A 17179-nucleotide genomic window follows, 5' to 3' on the forward strand; every position below is an offset into this window, starting at 1 on the left:
CGCCCGCGGTAATAGCAGAAAATGTTAACGATCGAGTACGGCTTTCACTGCACCGTGTGCGCCAAGAGTGGCAATGTTATGCCAGGCGTGGCTGACAGTGTCGACAAAGACCGGGTTCAGCGGCAAATCATTACCGAAGATTTCCTGCAAGGTCAGCAGGGCTGTCACGCGTTCAGCGTCATCACTGGTATCAACAATTGCGCGGATTTTATCCATCAACGGATCGCGAATATCGATAGTGTTGCCTGCATCATCCACGCCGCTGACGTAACGCATCCAGCCAGCAATGCCCAACGCCAGGAGCGGCCAGTCGCTTTCCCGCTGTAAATGTACGCGCACGCCATCCAGCATTCTCTGCGGCAGCTTCTGGCTACCGTCCATGGCAATTTGCCAGGTGCGGTGTTTGAGCGCAGGGTTGGCGAAGCGCGTGAGTAGACTGTCGGCGTAGGCATTAAGATCGACACCGGTAATACGCAGCGTAGGTGCTTGTTCATTGAGCATCAGCCTGCGCGCCGCCTCGCGAAATGCACTGTCCTGCATACAATCATTGATATGGGCAAAACCGGCGAGATAACCCAGATACGCGAGGAAAGAATGGCTACCATTCAACATGCGTAATTTCATCTGCTCCCAGGGCTGTACATCCTGCACCAGTTGCACGCCCGCAGCTTCCCATTCCGGGCGCCCGGCAACAAAATTATCTTCAATGACCCACTGAATAAAGGGCTCACAGCTGATGGCGCAGGGATCCTCAACGCCCAACAGCTGGCTGATCTCTGCCAGCGACTCCTCGGTAGCCGCCGGGACAATGCGGTCAACCATGGTTGCAGGGAAGCTCACATGGGTGGCGATCCACTCTGCCAGTTCGGGGGAGCGCGTTTGCGCCATGCCCAGCACAGCATTTTTCACGACGTGACCGTTGTCCGGAATGTTATCGCAGGAGAGGACAGTAAAAGGCGGCAGACCGCGTTCACGGCGGCGATGGAGCGCTTCGACCAGGATCCCCGGGGCAGAGTGCGGTTCATGCGGATGCTGCAGATCGTGCTCAATGCGCGGCTGGCGTAGATCCAGTTTACCGCTCGCTGGATCAATGCAATAACCTTTCTCGGTGATCGTCAATGAGACGATCGCCACCTGCGGTTCGCAGAATTTTTCAATAATGGCTGCCAGCGAATCGAGCTTCGCGTTCAGGCACTCGTGCACAGCGCCAATAATAATCGGCTGATTTCCCTCAGCGCCTTTTTCCAGCACGGTATAGAGATGATCCTGTGCGCGAAGCTGCGTCATTAACACATCGCCGCTAAACAGGCTGATTTCACAAATTCCCCAGTCGCCGCCCTGCGCATTCAATACCCGGTCGGTCAACAGCGCCTGATGGGCGCGGTGAAACGCGCCAAAACCAAAATGCACGATCCTTGAACGCAGTTGCGAACGCGCGTACTGCGGCTGCTGCACAATGGCGGGGAGCGTTACGGAGGCGATTGTCTTCATCTATATACACCTGATTAACCAATAATTAACATTATCCAGTGTAAAGTTATATGACAGCAAAAAGAATTGGTATGCCGTAATTATCCGGGGAATGTGAGCTGGATCAATCATTGTTGCCGGAGGGTTTGACCCTCTGATTTAAACATGTATGGTAGTCGTCATTCAGTTGCATGTATTGGTATAACAACTTTAGAGGGTAAGGCGATGGAACAAACCTGGCGTTGGTATGGACCGAACGATCCGGTATCTCTTGATGATGTGCGTCAGGCAGGCGCGACGGGGGTTGTCACCGCGCTGCACCATATTCCGAATGGTCAGGTCTGGCCGGTAGACGAGATTAAAGCGCGTCAGGCGTTGTTGGCCGAAAAAGGCCTGGTCTGGTCGGTGGTAGAAAGTATTCCGGTACATGAAGATATTAAAACCCACAGCGGGCAATATGACCTGTGGATCGCCAACTACCAGCAAAGTATCCGCAACCTGGCTGCATGCGGTATTGATACCGTGTGCTACAACTTTATGCCTATTCTTGACTGGACGCGCACCGATCTGGAATACACCTTACCGGACGGCTCCAAAGCGTTGCGTTTCGATCAAATCGCCTTTGCAGCCTTCGAAATCCATATTCTGAAGCGTAAAGGTGCGGAAGCGGATTACAGCGAAGAAGAGCAGCGCCAGGCGCAGGCTTACTTCAACGCGATGAGCGATGCCGACATCGAAAAGCTGACGCGCAATATCATTGCGGGTCTGCCGGGAGCAGAAGAGGGCTATACGCTGGAGCAGTTCCACGCCCGTCTGGCAGAATATGACGGCATTGATAAAGCGCAGTTGCGCGAAAATATGGCGTATTTCCTGCGTGCCATTGTTCCGGTGGCGCAGGACGTGGGGGTTCGTATGGCGGTGCATCCGGACGATCCGCCGCGCCCGATCCTCGGTCTGCCGCGCATTGTGTCGACAATTGAAGATATGCAGTGGCTGAAAGAGGCGGTAAACAGCATTAACAACGGCTTTACCATGTGTACCGGTTCTTACGGCGTGCGCGCAGATAACGATTTGGTGCAGATGATTGAAACCTTCGGCGATCGCATTCATTTTACGCACCTGCGCTCAACTTGCCGTGAAGCGAACCCGAAAACCTTCCATGAAGCTGCGCATTTACACGGCGATGTGGATATGGTGTCGGTGGTGGCGGCGATCCTGACCGAAGAACAGCGCCGGAAAAAAGCGGGCGATCTCCGTCCTATTCCGTTCCGCCCGGATCATGGTCATCAGATGCTTGACGATCTGCGCAAGAAAACCAACCCGGGTTATTCAGCGATCGGGCGTCTGAAAGGGATGGCGGAAGTGCGTGGTGTTGAGCTGGCGCTGAAGAAAACGTTGTTCCGCGATCTGCTGTAAACAAGCCTGATACGGGAAACAAATAAAAAGCCATTTCAGTGAAGTGGCTTTTTTGTCTTTGCACGACGTTTATCAGTCAGCGCGGCCCATATAGCGGCGCTCTTCGATATGAATACGGATCTTTTCACCCGTCGTCAGATATTCCGGAACCTGAACAACCAGACCGGTGGTCAGTGTTGCAGGTTTGGTACGGGAACTGGCAGACGCCCCTTTGATGCCAGGCGCGGTTTCAACAATTTCCAGATCAACGGTCTGCGGCAATTCCAGCGCCAGCAACTGACCATCCCACAGCAGTACCTGCATATCCGGCATACCGCCTTCAGGAATGAATTGCAGCTCTTCTTCAATCTGATCTTTATTGAAGGTATACGGCGTGTAATCTTCTTTATCCATAAACACGTATTCGTTGCCATCAACATACGAGAAGTCAACAAAACGACGGTTCAGGGTAACAGTATCGAGGATGTCGTCGCCTTTAAAGCGCTCTTCCACTTTCAGCCCGGTGCGGACATCAGAAAACCGCATTTTATACAGCGTTGCTGCGCCGCGGGCGCTGGGTGACTGAATATCAATATCTTTTACAATCAGCAGCTTGCCGTTGTAGTTCAGCACCATACCTTTTTTGATTTCGTTCGCTCTTGGCATTGCAAGGGTCCTGTGAGAAGAAAATAATAAAAATATCGCGACAAAGTACTCGCGAGGGCCATTCCAGGCAAGAGGAATCGGCGAGTTTTGCATTCATGCAGTAAAAGATGATAGCGTGCGGCTGTTCGCGCCAGTCCGGCGCGTAAACCAGCAAGAGAGCCACTATGCAATGCCGTCCGGAATGCGGCGCGTGCTGTACCGCACCGTCCATCAGTAGCCCCATCCCCGGCATGCCGAACGGTAAACCGGCGAATACCCCCTGCGTGCAACTTGATGCTCAGCAGCGCTGCAAAATTTTCGCCTCTCCACTGCGCCCGAAAGTATGTGCGGGCCTGCAGCCAGGCCGCGAAATGTGCGGCGATAATCGTCATGAAGCGATGATCTGGCTGCTGGAACTCGAACGCCAGACGGCACCCTAAACGTCTTTCATTCGCCCAAGGCACAGTTGTGCAAGCAGTGACATGGCCAGCGCAATCCAGAACACCGCGTGATAACTCCATATTTCTGCCACCACGCCCGCCAGGGAACCCGCGATAATCCAGCCCACGCGCGTGGTATTCGTATAAAGCGTTGTGGCAGAACCGGCCTGGCCTGGCATGAGATCCTGAAAATAGAGCATGCCGATACCGGCGAGAATGCCGATGTAGATGGCGTTCAGCAACTGTAAAGCAAGCAGGATCGCCGGGGTATGCACCGTTAGCATCCCTGTATAGAAAAAGACGCCCGCCACGGCGCTGACGCGCATCAGAAAACGCTTACCAAAACGTTTTGCATAGTAGCCAGCAATCAACATGGTAGGAATTTCCAGCCCGGCAGCAGCACCCATCATCATCCCGGCCAGTTTTTCCGGCAGGTGCAGCTCATCAATAATAAACAAGGGCATGTTAATGATATACAGGCTGTTGGTGCCCCACATCAGGGTGCAGATGACAAACAGCAGCAGGGCGTCACGGCGATGTGCGCGCGGCGCTTCCAGTACCGCTGAACGGGCCTGCGGCACTTTGCGCATACTGGGTAAGAACAGCCAGACCATTGCCGCACAGGCGATAAACGCCACGCTCGCGCACAAATACATCACCGTAAACCCAAAACCCATTGCCAGCGCGTAAGCCAGCGGCGGGCCGACCACCCACGCCAGCGAAACCTGCGCACGCAAAATGGAGCTGAACATCACCGCTTCCCGCCCGGTACTGTCTGCATGTTCCCGCGCCAGCGCAAACAACTGCGGGTTAGCGGTAGAGCCGAAGCTGCTCAAAAAGACGCCCACAAACAGCAAAATAAAGTAGTTACGATCCCAGGCAAACAGCACACAGGCCAGTACGCCAAGTAAACAGCAGAACACTATCAATGACTTCCGATCGCCTTTGCGATCGGAACGCCCGGCGAGAAACTGGCTCACCAGAATACCAATCACCGCGCTACCGGTAAAAAAGAAACCGACCATTGCCGGGCGGACATGTACTTCGTTGGTTAAAAACAGGCTTAGCGTCGGGGTTTGTAATGCGCCGGCAATGCCGGTCAGAAACGCGACAATCAAAAACGCCGTCGACGTAACGTCAAAAGCGCCTGGCCTGGCGGCAGCGGGGGAGTTTTGCATTTTTGAAAAGATCCAGTGGGCAGACGCGGAGTGTACGCCGCTGTGTTTCAAAAGCACAGCCTGGCCGGGGCAATCTGCCACAAAAAAACAAAATTCCATCGCGGCCAATGCCGATGAAAGCTGACGCGTGCTGACAGGGGCCCGCTGACGCCAAAAGCAACTTCAGCAAAAAAGACGCATGCGCAGGCGAAATGTGCAGTAGCTCTAAATTCTGCAACGAAAATTCAGAGATTTCTTGCTTGCTGAAGTAAAAAGGTGAAGATTTCATGAAACGTTTCAGCGTCATCGTGTAATTAATGAACCCAAACGATGACGTCTTATTTCTCATTTTAGCTGAAACGATTCAATTTCAGCAGGAGAGGAGTCATATGTTCCAGTTATCCGTTCAGGACATCCATCCGGGCCAGCAGGCCGGGAATAAAGAAGAGGCCATTCGCCAGATTGCCGCTGCACTGGTTGCAGCAGGCAATGTTGCCGACGGTTACGTCAATGGCATGCTGGCGCGCGAGCAGCAGACCTCCACCTTCCTCGGAAATGGCATTGCCATTCCTCATGGCACTACCGACACGCGCGACCAGGTGCTGAAAACGGGCGTTAAAGTTTTCCAGTTCCCTCAGGGCATCCTGTGGAGTGAAGGCCAGGTCGCGTATGTCGCGATCGGTATCGCAGCCAGTTCTGATGAACACCTTGGCCTGCTGCGTCAGTTGACGCATGTGCTGAGCGATGATGCCGTCGCAGCGCAGTTGCAGTCTGCAACCACCGCAGAAGAGCTGCGTGCGTTGCTAATGGGTGAAAAACAGAGCGCCTCGTTGAAGCTGGATAACGACACACTGAGCCTCGATGTTGCCGCGACCGATCTGGTAACGCTGCAAGCGTTGAATGCTGCGCGTCTGAAAGAAGCGGGTGCGGTAGACGCAGCGTATGTCACTCGTGCCATCAATGAGCAACCGTTAAATCTGGGCCAGGGAATCTGGCTGAATGACAGCGCTGAAGGCAACCTGCTGAGCGCGGTAGCAGTAAGTCGCGCGGCCACACCCTTCACCGTAGAAGGCGAGCAAGCTGCGCTGCTGGTCAGCGTCGCGATGGCGGATGAGCAACCTGTTGCGGTTCTGAAACGCCTGAGTGACCTGCTGTTAGCCAACAAAGCTGATCGTTTGCTGAATGCCGATGCAGCAACGCTGCTGGCACTGCTGACCAGCGATGATGCGATCGCAGAAGATGTGCTGAACGCAGAATTCGTGGTGCGTAACGAACATGGTTTGCATGCCCGTCCGGGTACCATGCTGGTGAACACCATCAAACAATTCAACAGCGAGATCACCGTTGCTAACCTTGATGGTACCGGCAAACCCGCTAACGGCCGCAGTCTGATGAAGGTCGTAGCGCTCGGCGTGAAGAAAGGCCATCGTCTGCGTTTTACCGCCCAGGGTGACGATGCTGAACAGGCGCTGAAGGCGATTGGCGAAGCCATCGCCGCAGGTCTGGGAGAGGGTGCATAAATGAGCAGACGTGTCGCAACTATTACCCTCAATCCTGCCTATGATTTGGTGGGGTACACCCCGGAAATTGAACGTGGTGAAGTGAATCTGGTGCGTACTACCGGTTTACACGCTGCGGGTAAGGGCATCAACGTTGCCAAAGTACTGAAAGACCTTGGCATCGACGTGACCGTGGGCGGTTTCCTGGGGAAAGACAACCAGGACGGATTCCAGCAGCTGTTCAGTGAACTGGGCATTGCCAACCGTTTTCAGGTGGTGCAGGGGCGTACCCGCATCAACGTGAAACTGACCGAAAAAGACGGTGAAGTCACTGACCTCAACTTCTCTGGTTTTGAAGTCACGCCGACCGACTGGGAGCGTTTTGTTGCCGACTCCCTCACCTGGCTGGGTCAGTTCGATATGGTCTGCGTCAGCGGCAGTTTGCCGTCTGGTGTCAGCCCGGAAGCCTTTACCGACTGGATGACGCGCCTGCGCAGTCAGTGCCCGTGCATTATTTTCGACAGCAGCCGCGAAGCGCTGGTCGCCGGCCTGAAAGCCGCGCCGTGGCTGGTTAAACCGAACCGCCGCGAGCTGGAAATCTGGGCGGGTCGTAAGTTGCCTGAATTGAAGGACGTTATTGAAGCTGCTCACGGCCTTCGCGAACAAGGGATTGCCCATGTGGTGATCTCGCTGGGCGCAGAAGGGGCACTGTGGGTTAACGCTTCGGGTGAATGGATCGCCAAACCGCCGTCAATGGAAGTGGTAAGCACCGTTGGCGCAGGGGATTCAATGGTTGGTGGGCTGATTTATGGCCTGCTGATGCGTGAGTCCAGTGAACATACATTACGCCTGGCCACCGCTGTTGCTGCATTGGCGGTCAGTCAGAGTAACGTAGGTATTACCGACCGTACCCAGTTAGCCGCGATGATGGCGCGAGTTGACTTAAAACCCTTTAACTAACAGCAGGAGAGGCATAATGAAAACGCTGCTGATTATTGACTCCGAACTCGGGCAGGCCCGTGCCTATATGGCAAAGACCTTGCTGGGCGCGGCGGCGCAGAAGGCGAATCTGCAATTCATTGATAACCCTGGCGAAGCGGAACTGGCTATCGTTCTGGGCAGTAAGGTGCCGAACGACGGCGCCCTGAGCGGGAAAAAAGTGTGGCTGGGCGACATCAATCGCGCAGTTGCTCACCCGGAACTGTTCCTGAGCGAAGCGAAAAACCACGCTGCACCTTACACTGCTCCGGCTGCGACAGCGGCAGTGGCGGCCAGCGGCCCGAAACGCATTGTAGCGGTAACAGCATGCCCGACCGGTGTGGCACACACCTTTATGGCGGCTGAAGCCATCGAAACCGAAGCGAAAAAACGCGGCTGGTGGGTGAAAGTCGAAACCCGCGGTTCTGTGGGTGCTGGCAATGCGATCACTGCAGAAGAAGTAGCACAGGCGGACCTGGTTATTGTTGCTGCCGATATTGAAGTTGACCTGGCGAAATTCGCCGGTAAGCCGATGTACCGCACTACGACCGGTCTGGCGCTGAAGAAAACCGCGCAGGAGCTGGACAAAGCCGTAGCGGAAGCCAAAACGTACCAGCCGACCGGCAAAGCGCAAGCGGACGCGGGCGAAGGGCAGAAAGAGAGCGCGGGTGCCTATCGTCACCTGCTGACGGGCGTGTCGTATATGCTGCCGATGGTGGTGGCGGGTGGCTTGCTGATTGCACTCTCCTTTGCTTTTGGTATCACTGCCTTTAAAGAAGAAGGGACGCTGGCTGCTGCGTTGATGAAAATCGGCGGCGGTTCCGCATTCGCCCTGATGGTGCCGGTACTGGCGGGTTACATTGCGTTCTCTATCGCTGACCGTCCGGGTCTGACGCCAGGTCTGATTGGCGGTATGCTGGCGGTGAGCACCGGTTCTGGTTTTATCGGCGGTATCATTGCTGGCTTCCTGGCCGGTTACCTTGCCAAAGCCATCAGTAAAAACGTGAAGCTGCCGCCAAGTATGGAAGCGCTGAAACCGATTTTGATCATCCCGCTGTTTTCCAGCCTGATCGTCGGTCTGGCGATGATCTACCTGATCGGTACGCCAGTGGCGAAAATCCTTGCCGGCCTGACCTCCTGGCTGCAAACCATGGGCACCGCGAACGCGGTTCTGCTGGGTGCAATCCTTGGTGGCATGATGTGTACCGATATGGGTGGCCCGGTGAACAAAGCGGCATACGCCTTTGGCGTGGGTCTGCTGAGTACCCAGACTTACGCACCGATGGCAGCGATTATGGCAGCCGGTATGGTGCCGCCGCTGGCAATGGGTCTGGCGACACTGGTTGCACGCAACAAGTTTGATAAAGGTCAGCGTGAAGGGGGCAAAGCAGCACTGGTTCTTGGTCTGTGCTTTATCTCTGAAGGGGCGATCCCGTTCGCTGCACGTGATCCGATGCGTGTTATCCCTTGCTGTATCGCCGGTGGTGCGCTGACGGGTGCCATCTCTATGGCGATTGGTGCCAAACTGATGGCGCCGCACGGCGGTCTGTTCGTCCTGCTGATCCCCGGTGCAATCACGCCGGTGGTCGGTTACCTGCTCGCTATTATTGCCGGTACACTGCTTTCAGGCCTGGTATATGCCTGGCTGAAACGTCCGGAAGTGCAAGCGGTAGCGAAAGCTGCATAATCCGTAAGGACCGAAAAGGGCCGCTTATGCGGCCCTTTTTTTTGCACGGATGAGGCGCAGACTGTTTACCTTCTCAGACTGTTGCGTCGATGTTTTGCTGTGCTTTCAGCCACGCAATCTCTTCTGCCCAGATATCCGGGTTAATGGTTTCAAGGATCATCGGGATGCCGTCGAAACGCTCGTCGCGCATGATCCAGCGAAACGCATCATGGCCGATATTGCCTTCGCCCAGGCTGTGATGGCGGTCGACACGGCTACCGAAAGCGCTTTTAGCGTCATTCAGATGCATCCCGCGCAAGTATTTAAAGCCGACCACACGATCAAACTCTGCAAACGTCTCTGCCGTGGCAGCCTCGGTACGTAAATCGTAACCCGCGGCGAAAGCATGGCAGGTGTCAATGCACACGCCCACGCGGGATTTGTCTTCCACGCCGTCAATGATCGCGGCCAGATGCTCAAAGCGGAACCCCAGGTTGCTCCCCTGACCAGCGGTATTTTCGATTACCGCGGTGACGCCTTCCGTTTGCGCCAGCGCGATGTTAATCGACTCCGCAATACGCGCCAGGCACTGCTCTTCCGGGATTTGCATCAGGTGGCTGCCCGGATGAAAATTGAGCAATGTCAGCCCGAGTTGCTGGCAGCGCGTCAATTCATCAACGAAGGCCTCGCGAGATTTTTCCAGCGCCTCCGCGACCGGGTGCCCGAGGTTAATCAGATAACTGTCGTGCGGCAGGATCTGGCCCGGGGTGAAATGGTATTTTTCGCAGGCGGCTTTAAACGCGTCGATCGTTTCCGCATTCAGTGGCGCAGCGCGCCACTGGCGCTGGTTTTTGGTAAACAGCGCAAACGCGGTCGCCGCAATCTCGGCGGCGCGGATGGCAGCATTTGCCACGCCGCCTGAGGCGCTAACATGCGCACCAATGTATTTCATAAAAACTCCTGTTAAAACCCGCCGGGGGAAAGTGGCAATGATAGCGGGTCTGCAGGGGAGAGATGTAATGGTTTATGCCATCAGGTGATGAATACCGAGGTTAATTGCGCCGCCGCCTACAATCAACCAAACAAACAGGAGCAGACCCATTACCAGGGGTTTCGCCCCGGCATTTTTCAGCGCGCTAACATGTGTGGTCAGTCCCAGCGCCGCCATTGCCATGGCTAACAACAGCGTGTCCAGCGCGTTGAGCGCATTGACCAATGATGTCGGCAGCAGATGAAACGAGTTAAAAATAGCCACAGCGATAAAACCCAGCGCAAACCACGGAACAGTAAGTTTACTTTTCTCGTTATCGTTCTGCGGGCTTAACTGCTTAACGCGCGCTGCCAGCAGCAGTAAAAAGGGTGCCAGCATCATCACACGCAGCATTTTTGCGATCACGGCCGCGTTTTCCGCATCCGGGCTGATGGCATGCCCGGCGGCCACTACCTGGGCGACTTCATGTACGGTAGAGCCAATCCAGATGCCATACGTTTCCGGGCTGAACAGCGAACCCAGCAAGGGATAGAGCGCAGGATAGATGAAAATGGCCAGCGTACCGAAGATCACTACGGTCGCCACCGCAACTGTCACTTTACTGGCTTCGGCTTTCACCACCGGCTCGGTCGCCAGCACCGCCGCAGCGCCGCATATGCTGCTGCCCGCGCCAATCAGCCAGCTGGTTTTTTTATCCAGACCGAAGACTTTTTGCCCAAGGAAACAGGCCAGGGCAAAGGTGCTGGAAAGCGTCAGAACATCAATAAGGATACCGCTGACGCCAACATCGGCAATTTGCGAAAACGTCAGGCGGAAGCCATAAAGAATAATCCCCAGCCGCAAAAGATGTTGCTTCGCGAACAGCACACCGCTGTCGCAGTGCCGGTGCAGTTTAAGGTACAGCGTGTTGCCAATGATCATGCCCATCAGAATCGCCAGTGTTAACGCGCTTAACCCTAAACCGGCAATACGCGGGATTGCGCCAAGCCACAGTGCAACGAACGTAATGGCTGCGCTAAGCAGCAGCCCCGGCGCGAAGCGCCATATTGGGTAACGGTGGGGGTGGAACGTGATATCTGTCATAACCTTCTCCTCTTCATGGAGAAAAGGTTACGGTGAGCTGGTTTAAAGGTAAAATTGATTATATATTTATAATCAATCTTTATAAGTGGTAAGTGGAATCTATGCATATTACGTTGCGTCAGCTTGAAGTCTTTGCTGAAGTGCTGAAAAGCGGCTCCACCACCCAGGCTTCACAGCGGCTTTCTCTTTCCCAGTCTGCGGTAAGTGCAGCGCTCACCGATCTGGAAGGCCAACTGGGGGTGCAACTGTTCGACAGGGTCGGTAAGCGTCTGGTGGTGAATGAACATGGGCGGTTGCTCTATCCGCGTGCGCTGGCCGCTCTGGAGCAGGCTACGGAAATTGAGCAATTGTTTCGTGAAGACAACGGTGCAATACGGGTATTTGCCAGTAGCACCATCGGCAACTACATCCTGCCGGAAGTGATCGCCCGCTACCGCCGCGACTTCCCTGTGCTACCGCTGGAGCTAAGCGTCGGCAACAGTCTCGATGTGATCAATGCCGTGGCCGATTTTCGCGTGGATATCGGTTTAATCGAAGGGCCGTGCCACACCGCAGAAATCATTGCTGAACCCTGGCTTGAAGATGAACTGGTGGTGTTTGCTCCGCCTTCCGCGTCCCTGCTACGGGGTGAGATAACGCTGGAGCGGCTCGCGGCGGCACCGTGGATCCTGCGTGAGCGGGGCTCAGGCACGCGTGAGATTGTCGACTATTTGCTGCTGTCGCATTTACCTCAGTTTCATCTCGGCATGGAGTTGGGTAATTCTGAAGCCATAAAACACGCGGTACGCCACGGTCTTGGCATCAGTTGCCTGTCGCGTCGGGTGATCGCCGAACAACTGGAAACCGGTTCATTAGTTGAAGTGCCGATCCCGCTGCCGCGTCTGGTTCGCACATTATGGCGCATACACCATCGGCAAAAACACCTCTCCAGCGCCCTCGAACGCTTTATTCGTTACTGCGCCATTTAATTGCACCATCAGCATGCGTCTGCACCGTTTCGGTGAGCAGACGCAGCGCTATTTCCTCCCACCCATTGCTGCGTTGTGCTTGTATTGCACGTTATGACGGATATATCGCGTTGGCACATTAGTTGCAGAATGTGACTCAAAGAATCTTTTGTTTCATGAGCGATGAGGTGTTAACGATGAAGAAATGGATGATGGCGGCAGCAGGTGCAGCATTAATGATGACATGCGCCGGGCAGGCGCTGGCGGATCAGTTGCAGGATATTCAGAAACGCGGCGTACTTCGCGTTGCAGTGCCGCAGGACTTCCCGCCTTTTGGTTCCGTGGGCACCGATCTCAAACCGCAAGGTTACGATATTGATATGGCGGAATACCTGGCGAAAAGCATGAAAGTAACGTTGCAACTGGTGCCGGTCACCAGCGCCAACCGCGTACCGTACCTGCAAACCCACAAAGTCGACCTGGTCATTTCCAGCCTGGGTAAGAACGCGGAGCGCGAAAAAGTGATCGATTTTAGTCGCGCGTATGCACCGTTCTTCCTGGGAGTGTTTGGCCCGAAAGCGGCAACGTTGAGTGATGCAAAAGCGTTGAGCGGCAAATCCATTGGCGTCACCCGCGGTGCGGTGGAGGATATGGTTTTGAGCGATATCGCGCCGAAAGATGCTGATGTTAAACGCTACGAAGACAACAACACAACGCTCTCTGCCTATATGTCCGGGCAGGTTCAGTACCTTGCCACTGGCAACGTGGTGGTAGCCGCTATTGCCCGCCAGAACCCGCAAAAAGCGCCGGTCAGTCAGTTTATGCTGAAAGACTCGCCGTGCTACATCGGGCTGATGAAAAACGAACCGGCACTGAAAAGCGAAGTCGACAAGCTGGTGGAGCAGGCGCTGAAAGATGGCACGCTGAACAACCTGTCGCAAAAATGGATGCAGGCACCGTTGCCGGCCAACTTCGGCGCGTAACCGCATGACAACGTCGCTGGATTTCGTTGCGCTGTGGCCATTCTGGCCGCAGCTGCTTGCGGGCTTGTGGACAACCCTGACGCTCACCGTGCTGGCGACGGTGGGGGGCTTGTCGCTGGGCATTGTCGGTGCCGCGCTACGAAGCGGAAAGCCCAGCCTGCTGAGCACGGTGTGGGGCGTGTATGTGGAGCTGATCCGAAACACGCCATTTGTGGTGCAACTTTTCTTTATTGTGTTTGGCTTGCCAGGGCTGGGCCTCAAGCTGACCGCGGGAGAGGCTGCCTTGATTGCCATGGTGGTGAATCTGGGTGCCTACAGTACCGAAATTATCCGTGCCGGGATTCAGGTCACGCCGAAGGGACAGTGGGAAGCTGCGCGGGTGCTCGGGCTGACCCGTGGGCAGGCTTTTATCCGCGTGATCCTGCCGCCTGCGCTAAAGCGTATTTATCCAGCCCTGGTCAGCCAGTGCATTATCGTGATGCTGGGGTCGTCTGTGGTGTCGCAGGTCTCCTATGAAGAGCTGACATTTATGGCCAACCTGATCCAGTCGCGCACCTTTTTAAGTTTTGAAGCCTATTTCGTCACCACGCTGTTGTATCTGGCCTTGTCGCTGCTGATGCGTCAGGCGTTGCTGGCGATTGGCCGTAAATGGTTAGGGAGCGAGAGCTGATGAGTACCTTTACCGACTGGGACATTCTACGCAATCTGCTGCTGGCAGCGCGCTGGACGGTACTGCTGTCGCTGATTGCGTTTTTTTGCGGGACGCTGGTCACGCTGCCACTGCTGGTGTTGCGCATTAGCCGCTGGCAGTGGCCAAAAAGGGCGATAGCCGGTTACGCGGCGCTGTTTCAGGGAACGCCGCTGCTAATGCAACTGTTTCTGGCATTTTTTGGTCTGGCGCTGTTTGGTATTGATGTGAGCGCCTGGACAGCGGCCACACTTGCGCTCACGCTGTTTACCAGCGCGTTTCTGCTGGATATTTGGTACGGCAGCATTAAAGCCCTGCCAAAGGGGCAGTGGGAGGCTTGCCGTTGCCTGGGGTTGAGTTTTGGGCAGACGCTGTTTCGGGTGGTGGCACCGCAGGCCATTCGTATTGCTATTGCGCCGACGGTCGGTTTTTCGGTACAGGTGATCAAAGGCACGGCGTTGGCGTCAATCATTGGCTTTGTGGAACTCACTAAAGCCGGAACCATGCTCAATAATGTCACATTCGCTCCGTTTAAAGTGTTCGGCCTGGTTGCGCTGGGCTACTTCCTGCTGTGTTATCCGCTGTCGCGCTACAGCCGTTATCTGGAGAAAAAATTCCATGCCGCTCATCACCATTAATGATGTTCAAAAATACTATGGCGACAATCACGTGCTGAAGGGTGTTAGTCTCGACATTGAGATGGGCGAAGTGGTGTCGATCATTGGCCGTAGCGGTTCTGGCAAAAGTACTTTGCTGCGCTGTATGAATGGGCTGGAAGGTTATCAGGACGGCAGTATCAAGCTGGGCGGAATGACCGTGACCGACCGGGAATCTCAAGCGCGGGAAATAAGCCGCTCCGTGGGTATGGTGTTCCAGAGCTTTAATTTGTTCCCGCATATGACCGCGCTGGAAAACGTGATGCTGGCCCCGCATCGGGTACTGAAGCTCCCGGCGCAGGCATGCCGGGAGCTGGCGATCCAGATGCTGGAAAAGGTTGGTCTTGGCGAACGTATTGACTCCTATCCGGCGAATCTCTCCGGCGGGCAGCAGCAGCGTGTCGCCATTGCCCGCGCATTGGCAATGAAACCTAAAGTGCTGTTGTGCGATGAGATTACCTCGGCGCTGGATCCAGAACTGGTGGGTGAAGTGCTGCGCGTGCTGGAGCAACTTGCCGCAGAGGGGATGACGTTGATCCTCGTTACCCATGAAATGAATTTTGCCCGTGAAGTGGGCAATCGCGTGGTGTTTATGCATCAGGGTAAAGTCTGGGAGCAGGGGGAGAGTAAATCCTTTTTCACCCAGCCGCGCACGCCAGAACTGCAACAGTTTATCGCCTCTGTACGTGGGTTAAATTAATCGCCGTCGCTCCCGCTGCGCTGCGGGAGCGCTTTACCGCCTCGCAACATTCCCCAATCACTGCTTTACTTATAATTCGCTGCCTATCATGAAGCTCTCTAATAACAGACGTTTTATGCCGGAATGGCTGCGTTTCGTTTGCTACAATCGCGCCTCATTTTTTGGATGGATAGCTTTTTCTTATGGTTTCCGAATCAAAAACCACACAAGCGCCCACGCTACGTCGTGAACTGAAGGCGCGTCACCTGACGATGATTGCCATTGGCGGATCCATCGGCACAGGGTTGTTTGTCGCATCAGGGGCGACCATTTCTTCAGCGGGCCCGGGCGGCGCGCTGTTCTCCTATATTCTCATTGGTCTGATGGTTTACTTCCTGATGACCAGCCTCGGCGAACTCGCCGCATTTATGCCCGTTTCAGGTTCATTTTCCACTTACGGTCAGAAATATGTTGAAGAGGGCTTTGGCTTCGCCCTGGGCTGGAACTACTGGTACAACTGGGCGGTAACCATTGCTGTTGACCTTGTGGCTTCGCAGCTGGTGATGACCTGGTGGTTCCCGGACACGCCAGGCTGGATCTGGAGCGCGCTGTTCCTGGTTGTGATTTTCCTGCTCAACTACATTTCGGTAAAAGGCTTTGGCGAAGCGGAATACTGGTTCTCGCTGATCAAAGTGGCAACGGTAATCATCTTTATCGTGGTCGGCGTGATGATGATCGTCGGTATTTTCCAGGGCGAAAAACCGGCAGGCTGGAGCAACTGGGCGATTGGCGATGCGCCATTTGCCGGCGGTTTTTCGGCGATGATTGGTGTGGCGATGATCGTGGGCTTTTCCTTCCAGGGGACGGAGCTTATCGGCATTGCGGCGGGTGAATCTGAAGATCCGGAAAAGAATATTCCGCGTGCGGTGCGGCAGGTGTTCTGGCGTATCCTGCTGTTTTACGTCTTCGCGATCCTGATTATCAGCCTGATCATTCCGTATACCGACCCGAGCCTGTTGCGTAACGATGTGAAAGATATCAGCGTCAGCCCGTTCACACTGGTGTTCGAGCATGCGGGGCTGTTGTCTGCAGCGGCGGTGATGAATGCCGTGATCCTGACGGCAGTGCTGTCGGCGGGTAACTCCGGCATGTATGCCTCCACGCGTATGCTTTATACCCTGGCCTGTGACGGTAAAGCGCCGCGTGTTTTCGCCAAACTGTCGAAAGGTGGCGTACCGCGTAATGCGTTATATGCCACTACCGTCATTGCGGCGCTCTGTTTTCTGACCTCCATGTTTGGCAACCAGACCGTGTACCTGTGGCTGCTTAACACCTCAGGGATGACGGGCTTTATTGCCTGGCTGGGCATTGCGATTAGCCACTACCGTTTCCGTCGCGGTTACGTTGCGCAGGGTCACTCGCTGGATAACTTACCGTACCGTTCTGGCTTCTTCCCACTGGGGCCGATCTTCGCCTTCGTACTGTGCCTGATCATTACCCTCGGCCAGAACTATCAGGCTTTCCTCGCCGATAGTATCGACTGGGGCGCGGTAACGGCGACGTATATCGGCATTCCGTTATTCCTGCTGATTTGGTTCGGTTACAAACTGTCGAAAGGTACGCGTTTCGTGCGCTATAGTGAGATGGAGTTCCCGGAGCGTTTCACTCAATAAGTATTCACTCTTTTAGCCCTCTTTCCGGAGGGCTTTTTTTTGCCTGAAAAAGTTCCCTGCGCGTCTGCAAATTTACATAACTTTAAAATAATGAAATTGATAAGCATTATCATTTTCATTAATGTAACTCGCTGAATAACAAGGAGCTGGCTGCGACTTTTTGCGCCCTGATCTCCGGTAATGCTTCCGCCCTTGTCACAGTAATGAGGCGCGGTCTTTGGCTTGTGAG

General features: G+C 54.9%; 16 protein-coding genes. 11 read left to right on the forward strand and 5 right to left on the reverse strand.

The features are described 5' to 3' along the window. Positions 1-24 precede the first annotated feature (24 nt). Complete coding sequence (locus ACUY4S_RS07860; protein WP_458022685.1) at positions 25-1491, reverse strand: mannitol dehydrogenase family protein; 1467 nt, start codon at positions 1489-1491, stop codon at positions 25-27. A gap of 204 nt (positions 1492-1695) precedes the next feature. On the opposite strand from ACUY4S_RS07860, the gene uxuA reads away from it, so the two are divergent. Next, entirely contained in the window at positions 1696-2886 is a 1191-nt protein-coding gene (gene uxuA, locus ACUY4S_RS07865; RefSeq protein ID WP_458022684.1) for a mannonate dehydratase, read from the forward strand. A gap of 72 nt (positions 2887-2958) precedes the next feature. Here the strand turns inward: uxuA and yeiP are convergent, their stop codons facing one another. Then, the gene (yeiP, locus tag ACUY4S_RS07870) at positions 2959-3531 is read right to left on the reverse strand and encodes an elongation factor P-like protein YeiP (RefSeq protein ID WP_312687939.1); all 573 of its coding nucleotides are present in this window, start codon (positions 3529-3531) and stop codon (positions 2959-2961) included. Between the two features lie 164 nt (positions 3532-3695). Here yeiP and ACUY4S_RS07875 point away from each other — a divergent pair, with 164 nt between their 5' ends. Further along, entirely contained in the window at positions 3696-3950 is a 255-nt protein-coding gene (locus tag ACUY4S_RS07875) for a YkgJ family cysteine cluster protein (RefSeq protein WP_458022683.1), read from the forward strand. Here the strand turns inward: ACUY4S_RS07875 and setB are convergent. Beyond that, on the reverse strand, positions 3947-5128 hold the full coding sequence (gene setB, locus ACUY4S_RS07880) for a sugar efflux transporter SetB (RefSeq protein WP_458022682.1): 1182 nt from the start codon (positions 5126-5128) through the stop codon (positions 3947-3949). The genes ACUY4S_RS07875 and setB overlap by 4 nt on opposite strands. A gap of 368 nt (positions 5129-5496) precedes the next feature. Between setB and fruB the strand changes: the two genes are divergently transcribed. From fruB to fruA, 3 genes are read left to right on the forward strand one after another with little or no spacing between them, the layout of a single operon-like run. After that, on the forward strand, positions 5497-6627 hold the full coding sequence (gene fruB / locus ACUY4S_RS07885) for a fused PTS fructose transporter subunit IIA/HPr protein (RefSeq protein ID WP_312687933.1): 1131 nt from the start codon (positions 5497-5499) through the stop codon (positions 6625-6627). Continuing rightward, positions 6628-7566, forward strand: a complete 939-nt coding sequence (gene fruK / locus ACUY4S_RS07890) for a 1-phosphofructokinase (protein WP_061493985.1) — start codon at positions 6628-6630, stop codon at positions 7564-7566. A 16-nt stretch (positions 7567-7582) separates the two neighbouring features. Further along, positions 7583-9271: a PTS fructose transporter subunit IIBC gene (gene fruA, locus ACUY4S_RS07895; RefSeq protein ID WP_312687928.1), complete on the forward strand. Its 1689-nt coding sequence runs from the start codon at positions 7583-7585 to the stop codon at positions 9269-9271. A gap of 73 nt (positions 9272-9344) precedes the next feature. Here fruA and nfo read toward each other — a convergent pair whose 3' ends face one another. Beyond that, positions 9345-10202, reverse strand: coding sequence for a deoxyribonuclease IV (gene nfo, locus ACUY4S_RS07900; RefSeq protein WP_312687927.1), 858 nt, complete (start codon positions 10200-10202; stop codon positions 9345-9347). A 72-nt stretch (positions 10203-10274) separates the two neighbouring features. Then, on the reverse strand, positions 10275-11324 hold the full coding sequence (locus ACUY4S_RS07905; RefSeq protein WP_458022681.1) for a YeiH family putative sulfate export transporter: 1050 nt from the start codon (positions 11322-11324) through the stop codon (positions 10275-10277). 101 nt (positions 11325-11425) lie between these two features. Between ACUY4S_RS07905 and yieE the strand changes: the two genes are divergently transcribed. The 6 genes from yieE (at position 11426) to ACUY4S_RS07935 (ending at position 16950) form a co-directional block, all read left to right on the forward strand. Further along, positions 11426-12292, forward strand: a complete 867-nt coding sequence (gene yieE / locus ACUY4S_RS07910) for a DNA-binding transcriptional regulator YeiE (protein WP_312687922.1) — start codon at positions 11426-11428, stop codon at positions 12290-12292. Between the two features lie 176 nt (positions 12293-12468). Next, the gene (locus ACUY4S_RS07915) at positions 12469-13254 is read left to right on the forward strand and encodes a transporter substrate-binding domain-containing protein (protein ID WP_312687920.1); all 786 of its coding nucleotides are present in this window, start codon (positions 12469-12471) and stop codon (positions 13252-13254) included. Positions 13255-13258: 4 nt separating this feature from the next. Next, positions 13259-13924, forward strand: coding sequence for an amino acid ABC transporter permease (locus ACUY4S_RS07920; protein WP_458022680.1), 666 nt, complete (start codon positions 13259-13261; stop codon positions 13922-13924). Beyond that, the gene (locus tag ACUY4S_RS07925; RefSeq protein WP_312687916.1) at positions 13924-14580 is read left to right on the forward strand and encodes an amino acid ABC transporter permease; all 657 of its coding nucleotides are present in this window, start codon (positions 13924-13926) and stop codon (positions 14578-14580) included. Before ACUY4S_RS07920 ends, ACUY4S_RS07925 begins: the two co-directional genes overlap by 1 nt. Next, on the forward strand, positions 14561-15298 hold the full coding sequence (locus ACUY4S_RS07930; protein ID WP_458022679.1) for an amino acid ABC transporter ATP-binding protein: 738 nt from the start codon (positions 14561-14563) through the stop codon (positions 15296-15298). The genes ACUY4S_RS07925 and ACUY4S_RS07930 overlap by 20 nt, the downstream gene beginning before the upstream one ends. Before the next feature lie 182 nt (positions 15299-15480). Next, on the forward strand, positions 15481-16950 hold the full coding sequence (locus ACUY4S_RS07935; RefSeq protein ID WP_312687911.1) for an amino acid permease: 1470 nt from the start codon (positions 15481-15483) through the stop codon (positions 16948-16950). Positions 16951-17179 lie beyond the last annotated feature (229 nt).

Source organism: Kosakonia beeri, assembly GCF_054165705.1.

Excerpts from the sequence above, each read along its gene's own strand:
- ACUY4S_RS07925 (WP_312687916.1), top strand. The coding sequence starts at position 13,924 with ATGAGTACCTTTACCGACTGGGACATTCTACGCAATCTGCTGCTGGCA.
- yieE (WP_312687922.1), top strand. The coding sequence starts at position 11,426 with ATGCATATTACGTTGCGTCAGCTTGAAGTCTTTGCTGAAGTGCTGAAA.
- fruB (WP_312687933.1), top strand. The coding sequence starts at position 5,497 with ATGTTCCAGTTATCCGTTCAGGACATCCATCCGGGCCAGCAGGCCGGG.
- ACUY4S_RS07860 (WP_458022685.1), bottom strand. The coding sequence starts at position 1,491 with ATGAAGACAATCGCCTCCGTAACGCTCCCCGCCATTGTGCAGCAGCCG.
- fruK (WP_061493985.1), top strand. The coding sequence starts at position 6,628 with ATGAGCAGACGTGTCGCAACTATTACCCTCAATCCTGCCTATGATTTG.
- ACUY4S_RS07920 (WP_458022680.1), top strand. The coding sequence starts at position 13,259 with ATGACAACGTCGCTGGATTTCGTTGCGCTGTGGCCATTCTGGCCGCAG.
- ACUY4S_RS07935 (WP_312687911.1), top strand. The coding sequence starts at position 15,481 with ATGGTTTCCGAATCAAAAACCACACAAGCGCCCACGCTACGTCGTGAA.
- fruA (WP_312687928.1), top strand. The coding sequence starts at position 7,583 with ATGAAAACGCTGCTGATTATTGACTCCGAACTCGGGCAGGCCCGTGCC.
- yeiP (WP_312687939.1), bottom strand. The coding sequence starts at position 3,531 with ATGCCAAGAGCGAACGAAATCAAAAAAGGTATGGTGCTGAACTACAAC.
- ACUY4S_RS07875 (WP_458022683.1), top strand. The coding sequence starts at position 3,696 with ATGCAATGCCGTCCGGAATGCGGCGCGTGCTGTACCGCACCGTCCATC.
- setB (WP_458022682.1), bottom strand. The coding sequence starts at position 5,128 with ATGCAAAACTCCCCCGCTGCCGCCAGGCCAGGCGCTTTTGACGTTACG.
- ACUY4S_RS07930 (WP_458022679.1), top strand. The coding sequence starts at position 14,561 with ATGCCGCTCATCACCATTAATGATGTTCAAAAATACTATGGCGACAAT.
- nfo (WP_312687927.1), bottom strand. The coding sequence starts at position 10,202 with ATGAAATACATTGGTGCGCATGTTAGCGCCTCAGGCGGCGTGGCAAAT.
- ACUY4S_RS07905 (WP_458022681.1), bottom strand. The coding sequence starts at position 11,324 with ATGACAGATATCACGTTCCACCCCCACCGTTACCCAATATGGCGCTTC.
- uxuA (WP_458022684.1), top strand. The coding sequence starts at position 1,696 with ATGGAACAAACCTGGCGTTGGTATGGACCGAACGATCCGGTATCTCTT.
- ACUY4S_RS07915 (WP_312687920.1), top strand. The coding sequence starts at position 12,469 with ATGAAGAAATGGATGATGGCGGCAGCAGGTGCAGCATTAATGATGACA.